The following is a 22,420-nucleotide window of genomic DNA, read 5'->3' as shown; positions in this document are numbered from 1 at the left end:
ATGAAACCGAATCCATCAAACAAGAAGCTCACAGTGAAGTTGCTTTTGGCGACCCTGTTAATGTTTGGCTTCGGCTATGCACTAGTCCCACTTTATGACGTGATGTGCGACGCACTGGGAATCAATGGAAAGACAAGTGAAGTAGCCGCCATTCAACCGACAGGTATGCAACCGGACATGAGCCGAACTGTTCGCGTGGAGTTTATGGCGCATGTCAGCCCAGATATGCCTTGGGAGTTTAGACCCAAAGTGATTTCGATGGATGTTCACCCAGGTGAAGTCGTGCAAACCGAATACCTTGCATTTAATGAAAGCGGGCAGAAGTTGGTGGGGCAAGCCGTTCCTTCTGTTTCTCCCGGGACTGGAGCTGCTTACTTCAATAAGATTGAGTGTTTTTGTTTTAACCAGCAGCCTCTGGATGGTAAACAGCAAGCTCAAATGCCGTTGATTTTTTATATCGAACCGGACTTGCCGGAGTCTATACACACGTTAACGCTGTCTTACACACTCTATAAACTTCCCCCTCCTACAGGCTCTTAGCCACTCAGGGAGAGAGATACAGACCAAGGTTGGTCAGTAAGGAGAGAAATTATGAGTAACAAGCCAGGAACATATTATGTTCCCGCTCAAAGTAGCTGGCCGATCATCGGTGCATTTGCTCTGTTTTTGGTTGCTGTTGGCGCAGGCATGACCGTCCAGGGGACACAAAGTGGCGGTGCAGTGGGAACCATTGGTGGCATTGTGCTAGCGGTGGGCTTCTTGTTCTTGCTTTACATGTTGGCTGGTTGGTTTAGTAATGTGATTACTGAATCACTGAGTGGAAAATACAGCTCGCAAATTACTCGTTCTTTTCGCCAAGGAATGAGCTGGTTTATCTTTTCTGAAGTGATGTTTTTTGGTGCCTTTTTTGGTGCCTTGTTTTACGCCAGAATGATTTCTGTGCCTTGGTTAGGTGGGGCAGATAATAACTTCATGACCAACGAAGTCCTGTGGCCAACCTTCGAAGCGATGTGGCCACTCACACTGACACCGGGGGGAGAAACAACACAAGCTATGCCGTGGCAGGGCATACCCCTTACCAATACTATCTTGCTGCTATTGTCGTCTATTACGCTACATATGGCGCATATAAGCCTTGAACAAGACAAAAGAACGGCACTGATTGTTTGGTTAGAGATAACCATCGTACTTGCTGGCTTTTTCCTATATTACCAAGCGGTTGAGTATGTTCATGCTTATCAAGACATAGGGCTCACGTTGCAGTCCGGTATTTACGGTAACACGTTCTTCATGTTGACGGGGTTCCACGGTTTACACGTTTGTCTTGGGACTATCTTCTTGATCGTGCTGCTGTTCAGAATCGCTAAAGATCACTTTTCGCCAAAGAACCATTTTGCCTTTCAAGCGGGCAGCTGGTATTGGCATTTCGTGGATGTGGTTTGGTTATGTCTGTTTGTGTTTGTTTACGTACTTTAGGCGCAGTGTGAACTCTTGGTTCGACTAATAAGGGCGAGGGTTTGGTGCTAGCCAACCCGAGCTGAGCGCAATAAGCAAAAGGACGACCACCAAAGCGGAGAACATGACTCGACGTCCTAAGTAATGACTCATGGGTTTGTCTCTTTTTTCAGGATTATCTGGGTCTTCACGAACCATTTCGATAAGCGCTTTTGCGAGGTTGAAGATAATGAAAAGCAGCAAAAGGACAAGCGTCAGTTTGAATAGAAATACGGTGGACATGGCACCTCCGGTTTCATCATTGTTGTTATCAAGACAATTATGGCTATCGAAACGGTTTTGGGTTGCAGTTGGTTTAACTGTGGTTGTGTTTTCTCTTTTGGTCAAACTGGGTTTTTGGCAGTTTGAGAGAGGGCAAGAAAAACAAGCATTGGAACAAGCCATTCTCGCGCGTGCGGATAGTGCGTACCAAGCACTAAGCGTCGTTCTTGAAGACAACGACTGGCGAGAGGAAAGTATCCTCGGGAAAAAAGTGGAAGTTAATGTTGTTCCTCAGGCGTTTCCCGTAATTTTGTTAGACAACCAAACGCATCAAGGCAGTGTGGGATATTTAGCATTTCAGATTGTATTGACGAGCGATGAACCTAGTGCCTATGCGTTATTGGAGCTTGGTTTTGTCGAGGGAAAAGCAGATCGCTCAGTGTTACCAACGGTCACCAAACTCGATAATTCGATTTTCATCACAGGACGCCTGTACCGAAAATCTACTAATCCACTGAGCTCAGAGTTAATGCCGGAAGTTGGCGATGTTATTCGCGTGCAAAACCTAAACATCGCGCAATTGAATCAGCTACTGAATATTGAACTTATGCCCGCAGTCTTGCAGCCAGACAATTTAACTCGTTGGCCCTATGACTTTCCTTGGAATCCATTACCACTCAATAGTGCCAAACATTTTGGCTATTCGATTCAATGGTTTTCGATGGCAGGTGTTTTCTTAATACTGACTTTAATTGTTTTTGTTCGTTGGCAAAAAAAGTTGCGTCACATGGAGGTGAAGCATGACATCTAAAGTAACCAAAGGACGACTAATGTTGATTGCGCTGGTTTGTACGTTCGCGCTTCCCGCTGTCATTGCAAAAGTCATTCTCACACAAGGGTGGTATCAAAGCGGAGTGACCAATAGAGGCGAGTTAGTCGAACCATACACGACGTTAGAGCAACTTGGTCAAGAGTCACCTCTCAAAGACCATGGTTGGCAACTCGCTTATGTATTACCTAACGAATGCACTGAAGAGTGTAAACAGCAGCTTTACCTGCTTCAGCAAAGCCATGTTGCTTTAGGTAAGTATCAAGAGCGAGTAGTGCCAGTCGTTTGGCTGACTGAGCATTCAGATCCCATAGAAGTATCGATGTTAGCGATGCAAATGAATGAATTGGTTACCGCAAAAGTGAAACCTGGGCAAATGTTGATCGTTGATCCTCTTGGGCAACTGGTGATGTCTTACTCGCCGAAACCAAATGAGGACTTAGTCCTATTGAATAAAGGTATGTTGGCGGACTTACGCAAGCTCTTAAAACTGTCACGAGTCGGTTAGAGGAAGTGCATATGAAATTAATTCAGTTGGTTAGATTCAGTTTGCTGCTAACTCTCGTGGTGATCATGTTAGGGGCATATACTCGCCTTTCAGATGCAGGGTTAGGTTGCCCGGATTGGCCTGGTTGTTATGGGCACTTTTCTGTGCCGCATCAAGAAGAAGACGTCATACGTGCTAACCTGAACTTCCCCGAGCGGGCAGTAGAGCATGAGAAAGCATGGCTTGAGATGATTCATCGCTATTTTGCAGGAACGTTAGGTTTAGTCATTTTTGCGATGGCTGCAATATCAGTAAGGTCTGAGCGTGTAAATTCAATCATTCCGATGTTGCTAAGCGTATTGGTGATTGGGCAGGCACTTTTGGGAATGTGGACAGTTACTCTTAAATTAATGCCCGTCATCGTGATGCTTCACTTGCTCGGTGGTTTTGTTTTATTGGCGTTACAGGCGATTTTTTACTGCCAATTAAAAGCGCAAAACAATCTCTATTTCTCTCCATCTTCTAGCTCTCTGAGAGGCTTTTCATTGTTGGTTTTTCTGGTTGTTTTGGTGCAAGTGCTCCTTGGAGGATGGACTTCGTCAAATTATGCTGCGCTGATGTGTACCACACTGCCGATTTGTGAGGGAGACTGGATGAGCCATCTCTCATGGAAAGAAGCGTTTTCTTTCTGGCAAACTGGATTCGAGAATTATGAATTTGGTGTCTTGGAGTATCCGGCAAGAATGACTATACACGTCACTCATCGTATAGGTGCTATTGTTACCGCCACCGTGGTATTGGCTTATAGTATTGGGCTTATGAGGCAAGATTCTCATCATTCACAGAGAATCGGAGGGTGGTTGTTATTCACTCTGGTGTGCCAAATTATGATGGGTGTAAGCAACGTAGTATTTCAACTTCCTATCTATGTCGCGGTGGCGCACAACCTTGGTGCCGCTGTTATGTTGAGTCTCGTTTGTGTTAGCCAGTTTTACTTGTGGCAGGGTAAAACGGCTTGGAATTACACCGCGAAAGGAGTTCGCTATGAGTAAAGAAATCGCGCTGTCGTTAAATGGGCGAAAGCGACTAAGTTCCGTTTATTTGAAGTTAACGAAACCTAAAGTGGTGGCGTTAATGTTGGTGACGGCAGTAGTAGGTATGAGCTTAGCCCCGGTTGATGATTTCCCCTGGTTGCAGGCGGTAGTTGGCCTAACGGGGATTGGTCTGATGGCAGGGTCTGCGGCAGCGTTTAATCATCTAATTGACCGCCGAATTGATGCGAGAATGGCACGTACACACAAACGACCATTGCCATCGGGTGAGACTAAACCATCATCGGTGATAGCCTTCGCTACAGTTTTAGGTGTCTTAGGGTTTGTACTTCTATATGCGATGGTCAACCCGCTGACGGCATGGTTGACTTTGATGAGTTTGCTCGGCTATGCGATGGTATACACAATGTACCTCAAACGTGCTACGCCCCAAAATATCGTCATTGCAGGGATTGCCGGTGCGATGCCGCCTCTTCTCGGTTGGACTGCTGTAACAGGGCAATTACATGCGAATGCTTGGCTGCTCGTGATGATCATTTTTATCTGGACGCCACCACATTTTTGGGCTCTGGCTATTCATCGTGTCGAGGATTACCGCAAGGTAGATATTCCCATGCTGCCAGTGACACACGGCATTGAGTACACCAAAACTTCTATTCTGTTGTATACGGTGCTATTGACTTTGGTTTGTGTCCTACCGGTTTTGGTTGGTATGGTCGGCGTGGTGTATCTTTTTGCCTCGCTACTACTCAATGTTGGCTTTATGTACCATGCATGGAAGCTAAAATATGCACCAGAGCCAAATACCGCGATGGAGACGTTTAAATTCTCTATCTATCATCTTTTGGCGTTGTTCATTGCATTGCTTTCGGATCACTATATTGGTTTTTAACCTTTCTTAAAACAGAAAACGCCGCGTGGTTCGCGGCGTTTTTGGTTTTGATACTTTGGCTTTAAGACAAAGCTTTCTAGATTTATTGAATTTCTAGTAGTTCAACATCAAAGATCAAAACACTTGCTGGTGGAATTGGGCCAGAGCCACTCTTACCATAGCCAAGCGTGCTTGGTACGAAAAGGCGGATTTTCTCACCTTCTACCATGTATTGTAGACCTTCTTGCCAGCCTTTAATGACTTGGTTAAGACCAAATGAAATAGGCTCACCACGATTAACAGAGCTATCGAATACCGTGCCATCAATCAAGGTGCCGTGGTAGTGTACTTTTACTTTACTTGTTGCCGTTGGGTGAACCTCACCTTCGCCTTTTTCAAGAACCATGTATTGAAGGCCACTTTCTGTTGTGATGACGCCTTCTTTTTTCGCATTTTCTAGTAAGAATGCTTGGCCTTTGGCAAAGTTTTCATCTGCTACTTTATGGTTTGTCCAAGTACGGTAAATGAAAAAGCCCGCCAAAATAAAAATAATAAGAGGAAACAAAAATTTAGACACGTAATCTCCTTGTCTATTTAGGTTGTTTTAGCAAAAAGTTGATGGTTTCTGCCATGGCTTCAACGCTGTCATGACCACCAGTAATCACTTGATATTTTCCGTTTACGATAAAGGCTGGAACGGAGTTAATTTGGCCGCGAGTCGTGATCGCTTCTGCCTTAGTGATGTACTCAAACAGCGTTTTTTGCTGTGCTTCATCTAAATGGTAAGGGCTGATAAGGTTGCGAGACTCAAAGGCTTTCTCTACGGCGATTTGGCGTTCCTCAGCCGTTGCATCGGCACCCATTTGCACAGCAGTAAAAAGATCCGCCATAAACGCTTTATCTGGTGTTGATTCAAGCTGCATTACGGCAGTATAGAAGATGATGGCGCTCACTTGTGCACTTTCATTGAACGTTACATGCATTTTTTCAACGCTTTGATCGGTCAATGATTCAATTTGAGGGACAAACTCTTCCATTGAGCGGCAGTGGCCACAAGTTAAAGAGAATGCTTCAGTCAGGGGAGCTAAATCATATTCTTCAAGGGATACTGGCAAAACTTCGTATTGTTTGCCTTGCTGAGGCTGACTCTTGCCGCTATCGCATGCCGACAAAGCCATTACGGCAACAACAACAGCAAAGCCTTTCGATATGGTTTTTAACATAGTAGTGCTCTAAATGAGAAATTTGCGTTAGTTTATCGGTTAACGATAGTGACTAAAACCATTAAATAACAATAAAGTGAGACCATTGGTAACAGACTTTGCCTGACGTATGGACTGTAAGGGTAGGGTATTTTAGTGTTGCTTTTTATTTGAGAGATGATTTTGCATTGACTCCAGTGGCATGAACGCTGCATAGACAAACCAATCGGTGGACAAAAGCGCTAAAGATTCGGCGTGTTTTGTCGACACAATGAACAAGAGTTTTTCTACGTTGGTAATGGTATGAAGCATTGGTTTTTAATTGTTTGTGGCATTCTGGCCGGGTGCAGCAGCCTCGATCAAGATATGGTCCCTGGTGGGAACATTTTAGATACAGCTCCTAAATCAAACACTGAGCTGAGACACCCAGAGTGGGGATACCCGAGCGCATCCAATGTGGCTTCTTCCCCTCGTTCATATCAAACGGCGAGGGCGTCAGTAAAAAAGTCGCAAAACGTGACCTCTCTGGAAATGTTCCTGAGCAGGCATAACATTCCTCACGAGACGCTCAGTGGTGGTCACCTGATGATACGTTTGAAAGAGCAAGTGCATTTTCAAACGGGTTCTGCACGGTTATCTGCTCAATCTCAAGACTGGATTCGAAACATTGGTCACTATCTGGCTGGAAGAACTGATGTTGATGTCGTGATTGATGGTCATGCGGATAGCACAGGAGCTGAAAGCTTCAATGACACGCTATCTGAAAAGCGAGCTCGTGAAGTAGAAAAACAACTATTGGCGACGAGTATTCCACGTCAACGAGTGTTTTCTAGAGGCTTCGGAGAGTATGTACCGAAGTGCAGCAATGCGACAGCGAGTGGTAAAGCTTGCAATCGGCGCGTAGAGCTAACATTGATCGTGGATGAATAACGCAGACGTTAGGCGGTAATCTTCGTTGTGTTGTTCTCGCATACCCGTTATTTGCTTAGTGGAGTTTAAGTTCGGAGTTGAGCAAGAAGACTGAATAAGGAAAGCTCGCACGGCAACATTTAGCTAGAAAAAATAGAAAAGAGGCACCGTTAGGTGCCTCTTTTACATCCGCCAATGTTCATAGGGGGAACTTAGGCAAATTCTTTTTCAACGTAAGCGACGATGTCAGATGACTCGTATAACCACTGTGTCTCGCCATCTTTTTCGATACGAAGACAAGGGACTTTAACTCGCCCACCACCTTGCTCTAGTTCAGCTCGATGAGTCGGGTTATTTTTTGCATCACGTAGCTCAATGTTCACCGATTGACGCTTCATTGCACGGCGGACCTTTACACAAAAAGGGCAGGCTTCAAATTGGTAAAGTGCGTATTGTTTCGCTTTTTCATCAATACGTTGCTGTTCTTCTGCGGTGCGCTTAATACCACGAGGTGAGAACACCGCGTTCAGCAATAAGATAACCTTGCCTAAAATCCAACGGATAAACTTCATAATGATCCCTTGATGTTCATTGGGTAATTGTCCTTTAAGAATGCAATCATGATGCTTGTTGCACTGGACGTGAAGTCTATCAGTTGTTTGAAATGGATAAAACCATGTATTTTATGCGGAAAATAGACGTTTAAACCAACCCCAAAAGCCACTTGCTGAAGCCGGACGGGCTTCTTTACCTTGATAAAAACTTTGCATGAGTTCGGTTCTAAATGCATCAACGTCCATGCGTTTCATGACAAGTTCGTGCTGCAATGTATTTTGAGTCTGCTCGGCATGATCGTGCGCCAAGCTGAAATCCATATTTAAATAGCCTTGCGTGTATAACCAAAGGTGGGTGACTAAGATTAGGTCTTCAGCAGATTGGTTAGTAAACTTATCCGCGTGCTCATTACCCAAGGAGTCAGTCAGAACTTGCTGCATACGCTGGGTAGAGTGAGCATGTTGCTCGTAGTTAGCACTTGCTTCAATATGTGATTTGGTCAAAAGGCCAAGCAGGTGAAGAGTAGGTGCTGTTGTGGGTTTGTTCTCACAAACTTTTGTAAATAGTTGTGACTGTTCTTTTAACCAACGCCGCTTTGCTGCTTTATGTTCTTTAACAAAGGGGATTTCTTCAAATCCCATCTCTTGACTCAGTTCACTAAGAGACGTCATGGTTTTTTAGTTCCTTCACCGTTACTTCGATATGTTGATCATTGATATCAACAAAAATTGAGCTGCCAGTAATCATAACAGAAAGGCTAGTACCTCGGTCAAGATGCTGACAAATCAAGTCGATAGCGTCATAGTCAAAGCTCTCTACGTTGACGGGAAGCATTGAGAACTTTCCTGACATTTTGTCCCACCAGACAGCCGCTTTGGTGTTATAAGTGTAAACTTTTACATGCTTTGCGAGGCGAGAAGCTTTCTTAATTCTGTCTGGTTCTGGTTCGCCAATTTCAATCCAGTGAGTAATGCTTTGATCATCGCCAACATGCCATAAATCAGGCTCTTCAATCGTAGAGAGTCCTTTTGTAAACTCCAGATTGCTTTGAGCATTTAAACAGTAAGCTAGAATGCGAGCCAACATTCGTTGCGGCTTTTCAGAAGGATGAAGGGCGATAGTTAGATTTTTAGAATCGTAATAGTCATTATTCATATCGGAAATGGCGATACGAAATTTGTAAATGGTTGGTTTAAGAGCCATAGATTTATATCGTTTTGTTGGCAAAATAAGTTTTAGGCAAAAAAATAGCCAGCTTTAAAAGCTGGCTATCGTATCAAATTCTTTAAGAATTAAAGTACTTTGATTTGCTCTGCTTGAGGGCCTTTTTGACCTTGAGAGATAACAAATTCTACTTTCTGGCCTTCAACTAGAGTACGGAAGCCGTCACCAGTGATTGCAGAGAAGTGAGCAAATACGTCAGGACCGTTTTCTTGTTGAATGAAACCGAAGCCTTTAGTTTCGTTGAACCACTTAACTGTGCCAGTAGCTGTGTTAGACATGTCTATTTCCTAAATATCTAAATAATGTAATCTTTCGCCTCAACGGCGCTTATAGCGTGGAAAAATAAATTGCTATTGCGTACCACAGGACGACGGGTTACAAGTAATCCAACGAAATGTGAAAACAAAGAACTTTCTTTCTAGCCGTGTTTGAGTCTAGGTTAATTCCACGAAGAGTCAACATATATTAGTGCTTTATGGACAAATATTTGTATTTAGTCACTATTTAACCAGCATGTTTTTGATTAAATTTCAAATAAATGACGGTGATGTGAAGTTTTTTAGCATAAAATTCAACTAAATCTATAAATTTGACTTATTTATATAATTATTGTCCAATCTGGTTCGACCATTAAGGAGGATTTATGGCAAAGCGTAAAATCAGTCCTCAACCGAGTGGCTCACAACATGAGACCGACTTCGGCAGAGGTGAAATCAAAGACAACGCGTTAAAAGCGGTTGTTACCAGTCAGCTGTTCCAAACACGAGTCGTTAAAGCGAAAAAAGGTAAAGGTAGCTTCAGCCGTAAAATGAAGCATAGAGGCAAAGAGCCCTATTCAAAGTTCTCCCCAAGGTGGATTTTGAATAGGGCTTTTTTGTTGGTACTAGGTGTTTGCAAAACTGATGATATTCAATTTTTAGTACCAGATAAGTTTTCCTAATTTATCATGTACTGCTTCAACTGCTTCAACTGCTTCAACTGCTTCAACTGCTTCAACTGCTTCAACTGCTTCAACTGCTTCAACTGCTTCAACTGCTTCAGCGAACTAGGCGTTGAAAGTACCAATTAAGTACTAAAACTTACTAAGTTAGATTCATATCAATAAGCGTCACTTCCTGTCTTATGCAACTCTACTATATCTTTAGTCTAATCAAACAGCCGAGATTATGGTTTAAAAAGACTGGTGAGAAGTAGGTATGTCATCGACGAGTTATGGTACTTATGGTTGCAAATGTAAAAAAGCGTGTGCTTCTTTATTACTACTGTGGCTGTCCATTTGTCCGATGGCGCATGCACACAAGTCAGAGTCTCATTCTTTAATTGTTGCTAACTCCAAAGCGTGGAAGCCGTTCTCTTACCTTAGCCCAGATGGTGAACCTAAAGGTATTTTAATCGACTTTTGGAAAGAGTACGCGGCGAACAACCAAATCGACGTTCAGTTTCTCCTTTTGGATTGGGATGCTTCTTTACAAGCCGTAAAAGAGGGTAAGGCTGACTTTCACGGAGGACTTGTCTACTCGCCCGAAAGAGCGAAGTATATGGACTTTGGCGCAGTCATAATGCCTATCCAAACCAAACTGTACGTAAATAAAGATGTACTTTCGGTTGATATCAGGAGTGTTTTAACTGGCGAAATGACGCTGCCAATTGGCGTTGTTAAAGGAAGTTACGAGTCTGAGTTTGTTCAGACGAATTATCCGAATGCACCTATCGCAGAATACATTAACAATGATTCGATGATACAAGCCGCCGTCGATAAAAAGGTGCTGTACTTTGTTGCAGACCTGCAAGTTGCTAACTTTTATATGGCAACCACGCCGGGAGCGGGTATGTTTGTCCCGACAATTAGCTTATATAGTAAAGATCTTCGGATTGCAGCAGGAATGCACAGTGCAACTTCCATTTTAGAGGTATCAAGAGCGTTTGAAAAAGTCATCGATACGGATCGTGAGCGGATCCTCACCCGTTGGAGTGTGGTGAAAACGGTTTATCCACTTTATCTTTTCCCTATTGCTATTTTCATTATGGCGGTTGCAACGCTTTATCATATTTTTGCCCTCAAACGTATGGTTGCTCTTCGGACAAGGCAGTTAACGATTGCCAATCAGCAATTGCTAGAGATGACGTTGACGGATTCTCTCACAAAGCTATACAACCGTAGACACCTGATTGAGCAATTGGCGCTACTGAATCATTTGAAGCGAAACTTAACGGTGATGGTGTTTGATATTGATGATTTTAAATCAATCAATGATCGATATGGCCACCTTGCTGGAGACCGAGCAATAGTTGCCATCGCAGAAGCCGCTAAGTCGATGACTGATGACCGAATGACATTGGCGAGAATTGGAGGAGAAGAGTTCGCACTCGTTACGTCTTCTCTGTCAGAGCGAGAAGCGCTCAATTTTGCCAATATGCTTTGTAAAGCCGTTTACGATCAGCCTGTTATACTGGGCGGACAAGCAATTCATTTGAGTATCAGTTTGGGCTGTGCTTACTATCCTGAGTTTACCCACATCGTGAGCTTGCAAGATGCTGACGAGTTGATGTATCAAGGTAAGTCTGAAGGAAAGAATCGTGCAGTTTTCCAAGTTATAACAGACTGTCAGCTTCAACCTGCGCTTCGTCAAGTGAATTAGGTCTCGCTAATTCAACTGATACTTCAAACCATCCTCAAGCCTCAAAGGTTTAGTCAGAGTAACGTGGTAAGCGTTGACGATTACGTTGCGTTGTTTTCTTTGAGGCCAATTTGCGTACAAATATTCGCACTTTCATATATATAACCCCCCACCTGCTCACGTTTTTATCATAGAAGCAGTAATTGTTTTAAAGTGATAAGCGATTTCTTGGTAAAGATCAGAACCCCTGTCTACACTCAGTGTAAAGTAATGCATATAAAGCATGATGCATACGGTGTTGTACAAAAACAATTAAAGAAGATAAGAAATAAGTTGGCTTGAGAAGGACGGGGAATGAACAACGAATGCTTTGCTAGGTTCCGAGCTGTCACGGATGAACTGTCAATGAAAGAATCGTTGTCAGTTGGGAAAGACCCTTATGCTCACTATCTCAAAGATATTGTGGGGATTGATTTGTTGTCTCGTGAAGAGGAGTTGCATTACGCCAAACTTAATCGAGCTGGTGATGAAGAAGCGCGCGAAATGTTGATTGAGTCTAATCTTCGACTTGTTGTGAAAATCGCAAAAGGCTACCTCAAACGGCCAGGCAATAACTTTACTCTGCTCGATTTAATAGAAGAAGGTAACATTGGTTTGATAAAAGCGGTCGATAAGTTCGATCCTGAGCCAGGCTACCGTTTTTCTACTTATGCGGTATGGTGGATTCGCGAGAATATAGAAGCGGCATTAATGAACAATGGCCGCACGGTACGTTTACCTGCTCATGTGTGCAAAGAGATAAATAGCCTGGCTTTAAAAAAGCTCGATGCGTCAAAAAGTGAGAGCAAGGAGTTGTCTATTTCTGAACTCTCACGCTGCTCAGGGGTGAAAGCAGAGCGTATAGATGAACTTGTTGCTCTTAGTGGTTTTATTGATGTATCGACCACTGCGGACCTTCATCGTGTTCCATTTGTTCTTGAACTGTGTGAAAGTGAGTATACGCCAGATCCACAACAAGACTGTGAAAACCAGTGCTTTACTCAAGCTATTGAAAATATTATTAAAACCTTGCCAACTAAGTTGCAGAAAGTCTTAATCCATCGATTCGGATTATTTGACCAGAGAGTGAAAACCTTGTCGGAAATAGGCCTGTTATTAAACGTATCTAACGAGCGTGTTCGTCAGATGCAGATAGAGGCGGTTGAACGCGTGCAGAAACGTCTCCGATTCGATGGTTGGGTTTAAGATTTTTAGCCCCTTATCCTAGCTGATTAATTTACTGGCTTGCTACTCTGTTCTTCCGTAAGTAACAGCAGCTCAAGCTGTGCTTTAGCTGCTGCCTCCAATCTCCATACACTCAATAATCGGTTAAGTGCTGCGCGATAAGTACGACTTTTGAGTAAAAAAGCGAGCGTACTTGTGTAGTTGTTTACGACTTGCGCTTGTGTCTCGACCAAAGCAGTTTTGTTTTCGATGTCGATGTGTTGAAGGTTAAAGTCAGGAAGAAACGCACACTCATACCATACCTCTACAATTTCACGAATTTCGAGTTCTTCTTCAGGCACGTCGAAGTCTTGTAACTGGTAGTTTTCTGGTATCGTTGATAAATAAACCACATCCAATTTGTCTGCAACAAATGTATACATCGGATTCCTTAGTGTACGCGCTTACAGAGTAAATAGTCTCATCGTTTACATTTTTGTCAATGACCGTGCTCAAGTATGAATGATGAACCACACCACATTCCGAACTTAACTTAGACTTTTTAAGTACTTATCGGTTAACCCGAAATACTTCAGGTTGCCATCTGGCTCCAAGACTAAGCTCATATTGGATGTAGAGATCATGCCCGGATCATTCGTTGAGAAAATAACGGTCTTATTGAGTAGTTTGTCGCTAAATAACCGCTTGAAGTAGTGGGAGTTTTCTTGCTCTGCACCATTAAATGGCTCGTCAATGATAATCAAAGATTGTTCGCAGTTGCCTAGCCCTAATGCGAGCCGCAGTCTTTGTTGAATACCATTTGGTAAACTTTTACAGATATCAACGCTCAATTGAGTCTCCAGGCCTTGTGGCAACCATGTATCGAGCTCAAAGAAACTCACCATTTCACGCATTTTTTCTGTTGGGATTAACCCATTATGCAAGATGAAGTTAGTCTCCAAGGAGCCTTCAAAAATATGCAGGTTAAACGGGATGTAGTTAATCGAGGTTCGATAGCGGTAACTGTTGAACTGTTTGATGTTATAACCGTCCACCGAAACTGAGCCTTGATAGCGTTCCTCTAGCCCAGCGATAATAGAAATGAGCGTCGTTTTACCGCAACCTGTTGGTCCACAAATCACAACCTTTGCGCCCGGTGGAATTTTAAAACCAAGATTAGTTAAGCCTGTTGCCGCACCACTATAACGATGGCTCACACCAGAGCCGACGATACTACCTTGAAAGAGGCGAATAGGGGGGCTTTTCTCTAACGTTAGCTTATCGTCATTCATCGCCATAAGGTTGTTGATTTGCGCAGAAGACGCCTTAATGGATTGGAACTTAGAAATAGAGTTGTAGATACCCATAATAGGCCCCAACGCCTTCCAGACTAAAATTACGGTAGCAAGCATTGCACCTGCATCGGAGGTGCCGTCCATCACGCCGATAACGGCCGCGACGATACTTGCGGTACCAATAACCTGAATCAAACTTCCGCCTGCTGCCTGAACCCTGCTATTAGTCACTGAAACATGTTCTGCATCGTTGGTGCTTTGTAAATGCGATGCGCTAAAGCGGGACTGGATAACACGCAACAATGGCAAGCCTTGGATGGTTTTTATACCACGAAGAATCTCATTCCATTGGTAAGAAACCATGGCGTTGGCGCGAGAGCTCTTGGACGTGGCTTGCGAGTAGATGTAACGAGAATAAACACAGAACACCAACATCAGAATCAACCCCGCCATAACGACTAGCGCTGCGGTACCAGACATAAGAGCAATGGCAATAATGAATACGATAACAAACGGCATGTCGAAGTAGCTTAATGTTGACTCTGCGGTTACCAAACGGCGGAACGTGTCGATGTCTTTCAAACGCGCTAACTGAGAAGAGACACCTGCGGTGGATGTCATCGAATACGGAAGCCACAACAGTTTGGATATCACGTTTTGAGAAATATGCACCGCCAAATCCTTCCCTGATGTGGCGATGATGTTGACCCGCATTTTCTTGAAAAAGTATTCCGAGAACCCGACAATCACAGCAAATAACGTGAGCCAATAAAGCGTGGCTTGCGAGCTAGAGGTTAAGGCGAAGTTGTACACACTCATAATAAAAAAGGGCTGGAGTGCGCCGAGAATGCTGACCACGAAGCTGAGAATAATCAGGCTTTTGAGTTCATTGTTGTAGCGATAAAACGCGTATTTAATCCAGTTGCTGCGGTCTTGAGATTCAGGTGGTGGCTCTCGGAACAAGCGCGAGTATTCGCTGATAGAGACCAACAAGCATGGCTTTTTGTAGAGCGGGTATTCAATGGTGTTGTTATTGGTGTAATCAAACAGGATCAGCTTGCCGTCTTTGGTGCCCAAGAAAATCGCAGTGAGGTTTTCTATCTCGATAAAACAAGGATGAGGGTGCCCCTCGATGTGCTCCAACGTTTTTAATTTGGTGACGTCACAACGGTAACCAAGGCGCTCAATCGTGGCAATAAAACTGTCACTGTCTTTTGGTTTAGGGATAAAAGCGTCGCTGAGGATAGAAGGTGTGCCTTCCCATTCAAGCGCAATGAGGGTGTAAGCTAAACCACGAATTAAAGGTGACTGATTGTATCGTTCATCATAACTGCGTGCCTCAAAGTCCAACAAGCGCTGAGGGACATTATTAAAATCAACCAAAATACTCATTGGTCACCTCCGGTAAGTTTGACGCGTTTGAGGCGATGATTGAGCTTGTCCATCTTATTGCTGACGATGATGAGGATTTTGTCGTTGGCGCGATAGGCGGTACTGGTCAAAACCAATCGAGCAAAGTCGTCGTCATAAACACAGTCGATGTCGTCGAAGATCAACACTCGTTTGTTTGCAAGCAAGGCGCGCACTAGCAGCAAGGCATAAGCGACTTGGCGCGAGAATGGATTGCGTAAATGTCCTTTAAGCTCGGTGTAAAAACCAGCAGGAAGGGCATCGATTTGTGCTTTGATGTTCATGGTTTCGCAAAGCGCAAATGCGGTGTTGTTTAAGCTCGGGCGGAAACAAGTTAGGTTGTCGATGATGGTGCCTTCGACGAATGAACTGGTTTTGTCGACCATAAGCACGCTATTACGCCAGACGTTGTAGTTGACGTCATCGAGTGGTGTCTCGTTGATCTTAATGTCCAGTTTGTTGTCGGTGTTTTGCCGCGTAATGCAATTGGCAAGATGGGTTTTGCCTGCGCCGCTTTTCCCCGTCAGCAAGTAAGCCTGACCGCGTTCAAACTCGATGCGTTGTTTTTCCGAATACTTCACCGAGATGCGCTCGACTTCTGTCGTGTCATTTTGTTGTTCTACAGATGCAGCAAGTTCAAGCAGCTCGGCGATACGTTGAATATGAAGCTTGTTCAACTCCCAGCGGCTCACCGTGCGCATTACTTGCTGGTATGGCGCGAAGTAGCGGTTGGTAAGCATGATGATAGCAGCCATGATGCCTTGGCTAGATTGCATGTTGATAACTGCCGTTGCCAAAACCACCACCACACAAGCTATGGAGAGCTGTTGTATGAGCGACAAGATAAGGCTGAAGTTCGATTCGATTTGCTCATATTTGATGTTCTCGACTTCACGTTCTTCCACCATTTGTGTCATGAGGCTCTCAACGCGATATTCCATATTGCGCGCTTTGATATCGAGTGGGCTAGAGATGATCTCGATGATTTTAGAAGTAGTTAAGCCTTCGATGTCGGATTTGTTTTCTAAGCTGTTGATTTTCTGCTTAGATAGGCTCAGTGCGAACACCGCCAAAATGATGGAGGCGAGCAAGATGGTCACTCCCGCCCAAATGTTGATCACACCGATAATCAGAATGGTCAGTATGCTGACGGCAAGGTTGATCAATGCCCGTACAGATTCTCCGCCAAAGAAGGATTTAATCTCTGGAATGTTGGCAATACGTTCTAAGTATTCACCGGGTTCTAGGCGACGAAACTTCGATATCTCAGCCAAACAGATGGATTGAAACACCTTGTTGGTTAAGTTGGTTTCGAATTGCTTCATGATCACCGACGAAATCTTCTCTTCCTGATTCTTTAAGTGATAGTCGAGGAAGATAGTGATCAAGATAATGGCAAACAGAAGAAACAGCGTGTCTTTGGCTTGGTTAGGTAAAACTCGGTCAAAAATAATCAGTATCGAAAAGGGCAGCACTAAACCAAACAGCGTCGAGATGACCGTGGAGAAAGTCAGGTAACACTTGTCAGCAAAGTTAATCTTTTGGGAAAAATGCTCAGTTTGCATTGCGACCTCCTTTCTTAATCGATGGTTTGGAGAGAAGGTGTTTTGGAACTAAGTCTTGATTGCTTCTGCCTTCGATATCGCTCATCAATTGCATGATGCTTTCGATGGATTGCACCGACAGCATGCCTTTGATTTGCTCAAGATTGATCGATTCAATGATGTAGTCATAACGCGCGCTCTCGTAATCACGTAGCGCGCTAAACAGTTTACTTTCCGCGGCCAGTAAGTCGGTAATGGTTCGCGTGCCAAGTTGGTAGGCGCGTTGAATGCCTTTGTAGGAAGCGTAGTTGGCACGAATGATGTTCTCGTAACTGCTGATGGCGCGGGAGAAGTCATTAATGTTGAGTACCGAGGTGTTAACGCTATTACGCGTCGTGAACAACGAATCTTGGTACAGCAGCTCGGTTCGCTCGATAGCAGTCGACGATTTTTGATAACCGTAGTAATCCGAACCGCCGGAGAAAATCGGCACATTCAAGTTCAAACCGACGCTGGTGGAATTACTGTCCCCTGTTGCGGTTGGGTCGGTTCGGTCATAGTTGTTCGCATCGTCGTAACGGTAACTGGCAGAGAGCGATACGGTCGGCACAAAGTTTGAACCGCTTTCTTTCAAGCCTCTTCGGCTGCGCTCGACGGTTTTCTTCGCAACCAATAAGTCGTTATTGAGCTTCAAAGCTTGTTCAAGAATCTCACGTTGTTCGGATTCGCTGATTTCCTCCAAGGGAACACTTTCGTAGATGTCTTGTGATGGGGTGACTGGGTATTGAACTTGAATCTCTAAACCGTTCAAAATTACGCGCCGGTCTTTCTCTAAGGTTCTTAAGCGATTGGCAATGCCTTCTTTCTGGGCAATTACCTCATACAACTCGCTCGCCGCAGTGTTGCCAAGTTCCACGTTGCGACGCATTTGGCGCTCACGTGTTTCAGACGATTTAAGCTCAACTTTGGTGGCTTTGATTTGCGCGTTGTTTTTCAGGTACTCGAAATATTGCGTCGCGATTTCAGAAATAGTGCTCTGGATTTTGTTCTCGTGTTTGATTTCTTCAATGTTGAAATCAAGCTTCGCGGTGCCGTATTTGAAGATGTCGCCAAGGTTAAACACCGATTGAGATAAAGACACGCTGTAGCTGTTTGAGTTGTAGCTAGAACGCATATCCGGTGTTCCCGTTAATATGGTCTCGTTTTCATTCCATGTTGTATCAGCGGCACCGTTTAAAGAAGGCAGGAACTTAGAACGGCTAATGTCGATGTTGTATTCGTTTTCTTCCACGCCTTTGTCACTAGCGCGCAGAGATAAATTGTTTTCCAAGCCGAGTTTGACCGCCTCAAGCAAGGTGGTCGCCATTGCCGAAGGAGCATTGCTCAATGTAAGCGCTGCCAATACGCAGCTAGTTAAGTTTCTGTACCGCCACATACTTGTTGATCACCTTGATGATTTCGTCGTTTTTATAAGGTTTGCTGATCACGTAATCCATTCCAGCTTCGATACAAGCTTGGTGTTCATTACTGCTGGTCAATGCTGTCGCGCCTATGATGGTGCAAGGGTTTTGTCCGCTCTCTTGTTCGTATTGTCGAATGCGTTTGGTTGCTTCAATACCGCCCATGCCAGGCATGATGCAGTCCATAAAAATGATGTCCGAGCGCTGATTCATGAAGTGCTGAACAGCGTCTGCGCCATCGCCAACGGTGTCGGCTTCGTATTCTTGCTTGCTCAAAATACGTTTGAGTAGAATCTGTTGAACACGGTCATCTTCCACAATCAGGAATGAGCTGTTCTCCATCTGATCTTCTGAGGCTTCCGCTTCCATGATTGCTAAAAGATTGGGGATAAACTCATACGGAATCGCAGGGGAGTTCAGAATCTTGTCGACAAAGGTATGGCTCTCTTGCGCTTGCTGAGTGCTAGTGACCGAGAGCAGCAACTTGGTGTTCGGGTGATTGCGCAGTTGCGATTTCACCGTTTTGCTCAGTGAGGGCAGCTTGTTTGGCTCGAACGTGTCGGTCAGCATGATGGCATCGTATTCGCCAAAGGTTTTTGCCGCAGAGAAGAGTTCGTTCGGCGTTCGAATTGGCGTAATCTCTAAGCCCAAGTTGACTAACATTTTGCTCATCACATCAATGCGCAGCTGAGAGTTGGCACACAGTAATAGGCGCTTATTGTCGAAGCGAGTTTTCTCGGTGTGGAAGCTTTTGGCTTTCAAATCGAGCTGAATTTGAAAACGTTCCTGATTGCCCGATTGATACCAATGGCTCTCGTAATAGCCATAATCTTTCAACACGCTTTTCGCCAAATCGTCTTTGGTTGCAGTGTGCTGTTTATGGTCGCTCCAGTGTAGGGTATTGAGCTTGGCAAGCGGCACATCCAGCGTGGTTAAGAAGTTTAGATTGATGGTCAGGCGGGTATTTTCAATGTCTGACGCCGCACCTGATTCAATGGTGACAAACAGTTTCTTGTCGGCTTTGAGTTGGATGGCATTTGATAGCTGAAGGAACAACACCCAGAATAAGCTGGTGGATTGTCCTTCAACACGGTTTGGTAAGTTATCTGAGATAAAGCAGTCTAGCTCACCTTCATTTCGCTGCACTTTGGAACTGATGTGAATCATCAATTCAGACAGTACATTCAGCAGTGAAAACTCTTTCGATTTGCTCTCGGTCCCTTGTGAAATGAGTCGGTTGTAGTTCTCTGCCAATTCAGACAGGGTATTGGCAGCCGAGGTTATATCTTGCGCCATCAACACGCCGCTCTCATCGGTCTCTTGAACGAGATATTGCACGCCGCCGTTAATGGTGTTGGTGATGCCACGAATCTCGTAACCAATCAGAGCATAGAGCTGCTTGTAGAGATCGTTATTGCGTTTTTGTTCTTCGAGTTTGCTGAAAATCAGTTTTAGGTGAGAGTAGATCTGACGCTGCTTCGGATTGATGCTCACTTCATTCAGCAACTCTTCCAACCTTTGTAAATCCAGTTGTTTGAGCTCTTGATAAAGCTCATCGAATTCTTGGTCAATGTCACGCTCATTCGAGCTGGATTTTTTCAGCTTAAGGATTGCCACCAAGTTCGATAGCACTGCGATACCAACCAGTACGACAACGACCACAAACAACCAAATGAAGAACTCGTTTTTCTCCATCATTAGGTCGCTCGCATGGTTGTTAAATATGGTCCGGTAGTTGTCGTCCATTTGTAGGTAGTTATTGGTGAGCGAGAGATACAGTGCCAACACATCGTCGCGTGTTTTTTGGCTGTCTGAGAAGCGATTGATTGCCAGTTCAAGCTGCGTGTATTCGGTCGCGCCCACCAAGCTAAACTCGGTTTTGTTGAGTGACGCGAGCGACTTAAATTGGTCAATTTCGTCTTTCAGAACCTCAAAATCAAGCTCTGTTGTACTGCAATAACGTGCGCTTAAACAGCGTTGAAGTGTTTGAATATCAAACTCGATAGTTTGGTTGAGCTGTTGAGCTTGAACCAAAAGAGGCGCGTTTTGCACTTTCTCGACTGAATCCACTTTGTCCCAAGAGATATACAAATAAAAGGCGAGGGCAGCCAGCATCAAGCTGAAAGCAATGCTTAGGCGCATAACAGGAACGGAAATATTGTAAGAAGGCTTGCTACTCATCCATCACCTCTCATCGAATGCGTCTTCGATAGCCGACATAACCGGCTTCGCTGCGTATTCGATAACCCGGCGTGAACCTGTTTTCACGTCTGCGGTAAACTCCATATAAGGGGACAGCTTGTATTGTGTACCTCCGCGCTCTAGATAGTTTTGACTGATTTGGATTTCCGCGAGGTAGAATTCAGCGTCTTCTTCTTCATAAGAAGAACGGCTGATCGATGCAATTCGACCTTCCAAAAATCCGTATTTGGCAAAGTTGTAGGTATCCATCTTCACTTTGACCGCTTGTCCGATTTCTACAAAACCCATGTCTTTACGCGGGATCTTCGCCTCTCCATGAAGGGCGTTATTGATCGGTGCAATGTCCGCGATGCTTTCACCTGGCGGTATCACAGCGGAGCGGAAGTTGAAGTGCACTTTATCTACTACACCGTCAATAGGGGCGTAAACCACGAGGCGATCCACTTTATCTGAGTGTTGAGGACGTAATATACGTTTCAACTTTAAGTCCTTGTTTGCTTGAATGATTTGTGCTTGATACTCGGCATTACGATTCTCCACCAAGTCTCGGTACTGCTTCTCTAGTTTGTCGAGTTGGAAGCGCTCATTCATGACCGACTCATCAAGGTTTTCAATCTCACGCACCATGTTTGACTCTTGAACCTGCATATTCAGAACATCGACGTAAGACGCCATTTCCTCTTTGTACAAGGTGTTCTTAATATTGAGCTGCTTGCGTATCAAGGAGAGCTGGTTCTCGGAGCTTTTACGGCGCTTGAGCATTGAATCAATAAGCGAATTCTTATGTTGGATATCGTGAGTAATCAACTCTTCATTGGAACGGTTTTTAGAAAATTCTTGCTGCCAGGTATTCATGTTGACTTGCACTAATTCTGGGTACTTTTCGATGTAGGCAGAAAAATCGGGTTCCACCATATCGCGCAGGCTTTCGTAACGAATCTTGTCTAGCTCAAGCTGAATGATCTCTGTGTTTACCGTATCAAGTTGAGTGTTTCTATCCAGAGAGCGAAGGCGTGCAATAGGCTGACCTTCGTAAACTACTTCGCCTTTGCGCACTAGCATTTCTTCTAGAATACCGCCTTCAAGGTGTTGCACTTTTTCGATGTCAGATTCGAGCAATAGCTCACCGCGCACCGACACCACAATGTCGATACGAGCCTGAGATGCCACGGCGATAGCCACCATGGAAAGCAAAAAGATAACCAGCAAGGTTTTGTGTACGCTGGTCATTGCACTGGCTAGCACGATTGTATCGTCTGTTGTTACCTTCGAAGCTTCGTTGTTCGAAACGAGCGCCTTTTTGAGGTGATGTTCTATTTGCTTATTACTCATGAGCCACCCCTACGATTCACTACCTGTGCGGCTATCGATTGAATTTTCGATTTTTAACAGCTGGCTAATTTGTTTGTTTACGTTGTTAAGCTCGGTTTTAACGTCCTCGATCAATTCATTAGGAGCAGGGAAATGGTGTTTGTTTAAGTGTTCAATCTTTGCCAATTTTGGTGGTAAGTCGTCATCACATAACAAGACGAGAATGGTCTTTAGTCTTTTTGAATAACATCTGAGTGCTTCAAAACGGTTTTGTTTATGCAGCATCTCAATATCAATCCCTGCGTCACTGAAATCTTGGTAAAAATCGCCTAATAGCAATTGCAGCCCTTTATGGCTGTTGTCGACTGAGCGCAACAGATTTGTCATATTTATCATTATCCCACCGCACTAATTGCTTTAATGACAACAAGTAAGGATATTTATACTGGGTTTTCAAATTTTTTTGTTTTTATGGAACTCGAAAGGTATGAAAAAAGTTGTATAAAAAAGTTGGTTTCTAAAAATGGTGTCC

24 protein-coding genes are annotated in these 22,420 nt (G+C 44.2%); 10 read left to right on the top strand and 14 right to left on the bottom strand.

What is annotated here, in order from left to right; all coding sequences use genetic code 11:
• Both UQW94_RS03145 and UQW94_RS03140 read left to right on the top strand, forming a co-directional pair.
• Positions 1-540, top strand: a complete 540-nt coding sequence (locus tag UQW94_RS03145) for a cytochrome c oxidase assembly protein (RefSeq protein ID WP_005385211.1) — start codon at positions 1-3, stop codon at positions 538-540.
• 51 nt (positions 541-591) lie between these two features.
• Entirely contained in the window at positions 592-1,476 is an 885-nt protein-coding gene (locus tag UQW94_RS03140) for a cytochrome c oxidase subunit 3 (protein WP_005375506.1), read from the top strand.
• A gap of 24 nt (positions 1,477-1,500) precedes the next feature.
• Here the strand turns inward: UQW94_RS03140 and UQW94_RS03135 are convergent, their stop codons facing one another.
• Complete coding sequence (locus UQW94_RS03135) at positions 1,501-1,737, bottom strand: DUF2909 domain-containing protein (protein ID WP_005375504.1); 237 nt, start codon at positions 1,735-1,737, stop codon at positions 1,501-1,503.
• Between UQW94_RS03135 and UQW94_RS03130 the strand changes: the two genes are divergently transcribed.
• From UQW94_RS03130 to cyoE, 4 genes are read left to right on the top strand one after another with little or no spacing between them, the layout of a single operon-like run.
• On the top strand, positions 1,736-2,527 hold the full coding sequence (locus tag UQW94_RS03130) for an SURF1 family protein (RefSeq protein WP_186585627.1): 792 nt from the start codon (positions 1,736-1,738) through the stop codon (positions 2,525-2,527). The two genes, UQW94_RS03135 and UQW94_RS03130, sit on opposite strands and share 2 nt — an antisense overlap.
• A complete protein-coding gene (locus UQW94_RS03125; protein ID WP_322141990.1) occupies positions 2,517-3,053 on the top strand; it encodes a cytochrome oxidase biogenesis cluster protein in 537 nt (178 codons plus the stop codon). Before UQW94_RS03130 ends, UQW94_RS03125 begins: the two co-directional genes overlap by 11 nt.
• Positions 3,054-3,064: 11 nt before the next feature.
• Complete coding sequence (locus UQW94_RS03120) at positions 3,065-4,084, top strand: COX15/CtaA family protein (protein WP_203345649.1); 1,020 nt, start codon at positions 3,065-3,067, stop codon at positions 4,082-4,084.
• Entirely contained in the window at positions 4,077-4,976 is a 900-nt protein-coding gene (cyoE, locus tag UQW94_RS03115; protein ID WP_005375639.1) for a heme o synthase, read from the top strand. The genes UQW94_RS03120 and cyoE overlap by 8 nt, the downstream gene beginning before the upstream one ends.
• 82 nt (positions 4,977-5,058) lie before the next feature.
• Here cyoE and UQW94_RS03110 read toward each other — a convergent pair whose 3' ends face one another.
• Positions 5,059-5,532 carry an FKBP-type peptidyl-prolyl cis-trans isomerase gene (locus tag UQW94_RS03110; protein WP_005375638.1) on the bottom strand — a complete coding sequence of 158 codons (474 nt, stop codon included), beginning with the start codon at positions 5,530-5,532 and terminating at the stop codon, positions 5,059-5,061.
• Between the two features lie 13 nt (positions 5,533-5,545).
• Entirely contained in the window at positions 5,546-6,178 is a 633-nt protein-coding gene (locus UQW94_RS03105) for a thiol:disulfide interchange protein DsbA/DsbL (protein WP_005375635.1), read from the bottom strand.
• A 282-nt stretch (positions 6,179-6,460) separates the two neighbouring features.
• On the opposite strand from UQW94_RS03105, the gene UQW94_RS03100 reads away from it, so the two are divergent.
• Positions 6,461-7,087, top strand: coding sequence for an OmpA family protein (locus UQW94_RS03100; protein WP_025768460.1), 627 nt, complete (start codon positions 6,461-6,463; stop codon positions 7,085-7,087).
• A 191-nt stretch (positions 7,088-7,278) separates the two neighbouring features.
• Here the strand turns inward: UQW94_RS03100 and UQW94_RS03095 are convergent, their stop codons facing one another.
• The 4 genes from UQW94_RS03095 to UQW94_RS03080 form a co-directional block, all read right to left on the bottom strand.
• Positions 7,279-7,638 carry a glutaredoxin family protein gene (locus UQW94_RS03095; protein ID WP_005375631.1) on the bottom strand — a complete coding sequence of 120 codons (360 nt, stop codon included), beginning with the start codon at positions 7,636-7,638 and terminating at the stop codon, positions 7,279-7,281.
• 111 nt (positions 7,639-7,749) lie between these two features.
• Entirely contained in the window at positions 7,750-8,292 is a 543-nt protein-coding gene (locus tag UQW94_RS03090) for a hypothetical protein (RefSeq protein WP_017635869.1), read from the bottom strand.
• Positions 8,279-8,824: a YaeQ family protein gene (locus tag UQW94_RS03085; protein ID WP_005375627.1), complete on the bottom strand. Its 546-nt coding sequence runs from the start codon at positions 8,822-8,824 to the stop codon at positions 8,279-8,281. Before UQW94_RS03085 ends, UQW94_RS03090 begins: the two co-directional genes overlap by 14 nt.
• An 89-nt stretch (positions 8,825-8,913) precedes the next feature.
• On the bottom strand, positions 8,914-9,123 hold the full coding sequence (locus tag UQW94_RS03080) for a cold-shock protein (protein ID WP_005375625.1): 210 nt from the start codon (positions 9,121-9,123) through the stop codon (positions 8,914-8,916).
• Positions 9,124-9,488: 365 nt separating this feature from the next.
• On the opposite strand from UQW94_RS03080, the gene UQW94_RS03075 reads away from it, so the two are divergent.
• The 3 genes from UQW94_RS03075 to UQW94_RS03065 all read left to right on the top strand — a co-directional run bounded on the left by UQW94_RS03075 (position 9,489) and on the right by UQW94_RS03065 (position 12,708).
• Positions 9,489-9,785 (top strand): alternative ribosome-rescue factor A, encoded by a 297-nt coding sequence (locus UQW94_RS03075; RefSeq protein ID WP_017635870.1) that lies wholly within the window; start codon positions 9,489-9,491, stop codon positions 9,783-9,785.
• Between the two features lie 256 nt (positions 9,786-10,041).
• The gene (locus tag UQW94_RS03070) at positions 10,042-11,484 is read left to right on the top strand and encodes a diguanylate cyclase domain-containing protein (RefSeq protein WP_017635871.1); all 1,443 of its coding nucleotides are present in this window, start codon (positions 10,042-10,044) and stop codon (positions 11,482-11,484) included.
• Positions 11,485-11,817: 333 nt separating this feature from the next.
• The gene (locus UQW94_RS03065; RefSeq protein ID WP_017635872.1) at positions 11,818-12,708 is read left to right on the top strand and encodes a sigma-70 family RNA polymerase sigma factor; all 891 of its coding nucleotides are present in this window, start codon (positions 11,818-11,820) and stop codon (positions 12,706-12,708) included.
• A 26-nt stretch (positions 12,709-12,734) separates the two neighbouring features.
• Here UQW94_RS03065 and UQW94_RS03060 read toward each other — a convergent pair whose 3' ends face one another.
• The 7 genes from UQW94_RS03060 to UQW94_RS03030 form a co-directional block, all read right to left on the bottom strand.
• The gene (locus UQW94_RS03060; RefSeq protein WP_005375619.1) at positions 12,735-13,109 is read right to left on the bottom strand and encodes a hypothetical protein; all 375 of its coding nucleotides are present in this window, start codon (positions 13,107-13,109) and stop codon (positions 12,735-12,737) included.
• Positions 13,110-13,214: 105 nt separating this feature from the next.
• Complete coding sequence (locus UQW94_RS03055) at positions 13,215-15,353, bottom strand: ATP-binding cassette domain-containing protein (protein ID WP_262638902.1); 2,139 nt, start codon at positions 15,351-15,353, stop codon at positions 13,215-13,217.
• Positions 15,350-16,936 (bottom strand): ABC transporter transmembrane domain-containing protein, encoded by a 1,587-nt coding sequence (locus tag UQW94_RS03050; RefSeq protein WP_322141989.1) that lies wholly within the window; start codon positions 16,934-16,936, stop codon positions 15,350-15,352. Before UQW94_RS03050 ends, UQW94_RS03055 begins: the two co-directional genes overlap by 4 nt.
• The gene (locus UQW94_RS03045; protein WP_322141988.1) at positions 16,926-18,350 is read right to left on the bottom strand and encodes a TolC family protein; all 1,425 of its coding nucleotides are present in this window, start codon (positions 18,348-18,350) and stop codon (positions 16,926-16,928) included. Before UQW94_RS03045 ends, UQW94_RS03050 begins: the two co-directional genes overlap by 11 nt.
• Complete coding sequence (locus UQW94_RS03040; protein WP_054577120.1) at positions 18,325-20,556, bottom strand: response regulator; 2,232 nt, start codon at positions 20,554-20,556, stop codon at positions 18,325-18,327. The genes UQW94_RS03045 and UQW94_RS03040 overlap by 26 nt, the downstream gene beginning before the upstream one ends.
• 3 nt (positions 20,557-20,559) lie before the next feature.
• Positions 20,560-21,909 (bottom strand): HlyD family type I secretion periplasmic adaptor subunit, encoded by a 1,350-nt coding sequence (locus UQW94_RS03035; RefSeq protein ID WP_005375593.1) that lies wholly within the window; start codon positions 21,907-21,909, stop codon positions 20,560-20,562.
• A gap of 9 nt (positions 21,910-21,918) precedes the next feature.
• The gene (locus UQW94_RS03030; RefSeq protein WP_025998718.1) at positions 21,919-22,287 is read right to left on the bottom strand and encodes a hypothetical protein; all 369 of its coding nucleotides are present in this window, start codon (positions 22,285-22,287) and stop codon (positions 21,919-21,921) included.
• Between the last annotated feature and the right edge of the window lie 133 nt (positions 22,288-22,420).

This window comes from Vibrio sp. PBL-C16 (genome assembly GCF_034321865.1).
Taxonomy (GTDB): domain Bacteria; phylum Pseudomonadota; class Gammaproteobacteria; order Enterobacterales; family Vibrionaceae; genus Vibrio; species Vibrio alginolyticus.
The sequence above is the reverse complement of the archived record's forward strand: the minus strand, read 5'-3'. Positions and strand labels throughout refer to the sequence as shown.

What these genes read in the sequence shown, in the direction of transcription:
- UQW94_RS03145 (WP_005385211.1), top strand. Translation starts at nt 1, where the DNA reads ATGAAACCGAATCCATCAAACAAGAAGCTCACAGTGAAGTTGCTTTTG.
- UQW94_RS03140 (WP_005375506.1), top strand. Translation starts at nt 592, where the DNA reads ATGAGTAACAAGCCAGGAACATATTATGTTCCCGCTCAAAGTAGCTGG.
- UQW94_RS03130 (WP_186585627.1), top strand. Translation starts at nt 1,736, where the DNA reads ATGGCACCTCCGGTTTCATCATTGTTGTTATCAAGACAATTATGGCTA.
- UQW94_RS03135 (WP_005375504.1), bottom strand. Translation starts at nt 1,737, where the DNA reads ATGTCCACCGTATTTCTATTCAAACTGACGCTTGTCCTTTTGCTGCTT.
- UQW94_RS03125 (WP_322141990.1), top strand. Translation starts at nt 2,517, where the DNA reads ATGACATCTAAAGTAACCAAAGGACGACTAATGTTGATTGCGCTGGTT.
- UQW94_RS03120 (WP_203345649.1), top strand. Translation starts at nt 3,065, where the DNA reads ATGAAATTAATTCAGTTGGTTAGATTCAGTTTGCTGCTAACTCTCGTG.
- cyoE (WP_005375639.1), top strand. Translation starts at nt 4,077, where the DNA reads ATGAGTAAAGAAATCGCGCTGTCGTTAAATGGGCGAAAGCGACTAAGT.
- UQW94_RS03105 (WP_005375635.1), bottom strand. Translation starts at nt 6,178, where the DNA reads ATGTTAAAAACCATATCGAAAGGCTTTGCTGTTGTTGTTGCCGTAATG.
- UQW94_RS03100 (WP_025768460.1), top strand. Translation starts at nt 6,461, where the DNA reads ATGAAGCATTGGTTTTTAATTGTTTGTGGCATTCTGGCCGGGTGCAGC.
- UQW94_RS03095 (WP_005375631.1), bottom strand. Translation starts at nt 7,638, where the DNA reads ATGAAGTTTATCCGTTGGATTTTAGGCAAGGTTATCTTATTGCTGAAC.
- UQW94_RS03090 (WP_017635869.1), bottom strand. Translation starts at nt 8,292, where the DNA reads ATGACGTCTCTTAGTGAACTGAGTCAAGAGATGGGATTTGAAGAAATC.
- UQW94_RS03085 (WP_005375627.1), bottom strand. Translation starts at nt 8,824, where the DNA reads ATGGCTCTTAAACCAACCATTTACAAATTTCGTATCGCCATTTCCGAT.
- UQW94_RS03080 (WP_005375625.1), bottom strand. Translation starts at nt 9,123, where the DNA reads ATGTCTAACACAGCTACTGGCACAGTTAAGTGGTTCAACGAAACTAAA.
- UQW94_RS03075 (WP_017635870.1), top strand. Translation starts at nt 9,489, where the DNA reads ATGGCAAAGCGTAAAATCAGTCCTCAACCGAGTGGCTCACAACATGAG.
- UQW94_RS03070 (WP_017635871.1), top strand. Translation starts at nt 10,042, where the DNA reads ATGTCATCGACGAGTTATGGTACTTATGGTTGCAAATGTAAAAAAGCG.
- UQW94_RS03065 (WP_017635872.1), top strand. Translation starts at nt 11,818, where the DNA reads ATGAACAACGAATGCTTTGCTAGGTTCCGAGCTGTCACGGATGAACTG.
- UQW94_RS03060 (WP_005375619.1), bottom strand. Translation starts at nt 13,109, where the DNA reads ATGTATACATTTGTTGCAGACAAATTGGATGTGGTTTATTTATCAACG.
- UQW94_RS03055 (WP_262638902.1), bottom strand. Translation starts at nt 15,353, where the DNA reads ATGAGTATTTTGGTTGATTTTAATAATGTCCCTCAGCGCTTGTTGGAC.
- UQW94_RS03050 (WP_322141989.1), bottom strand. Translation starts at nt 16,936, where the DNA reads ATGCAAACTGAGCATTTTTCCCAAAAGATTAACTTTGCTGACAAGTGT.
- UQW94_RS03045 (WP_322141988.1), bottom strand. Translation starts at nt 18,350, where the DNA reads ATGTGGCGGTACAGAAACTTAACTAGCTGCGTATTGGCAGCGCTTACA.
- UQW94_RS03040 (WP_054577120.1), bottom strand. Translation starts at nt 20,556, where the DNA reads ATGAGTAGCAAGCCTTCTTACAATATTTCCGTTCCTGTTATGCGCCTA.
- UQW94_RS03035 (WP_005375593.1), bottom strand. Translation starts at nt 21,909, where the DNA reads ATGAGTAATAAGCAAATAGAACATCACCTCAAAAAGGCGCTCGTTTCG.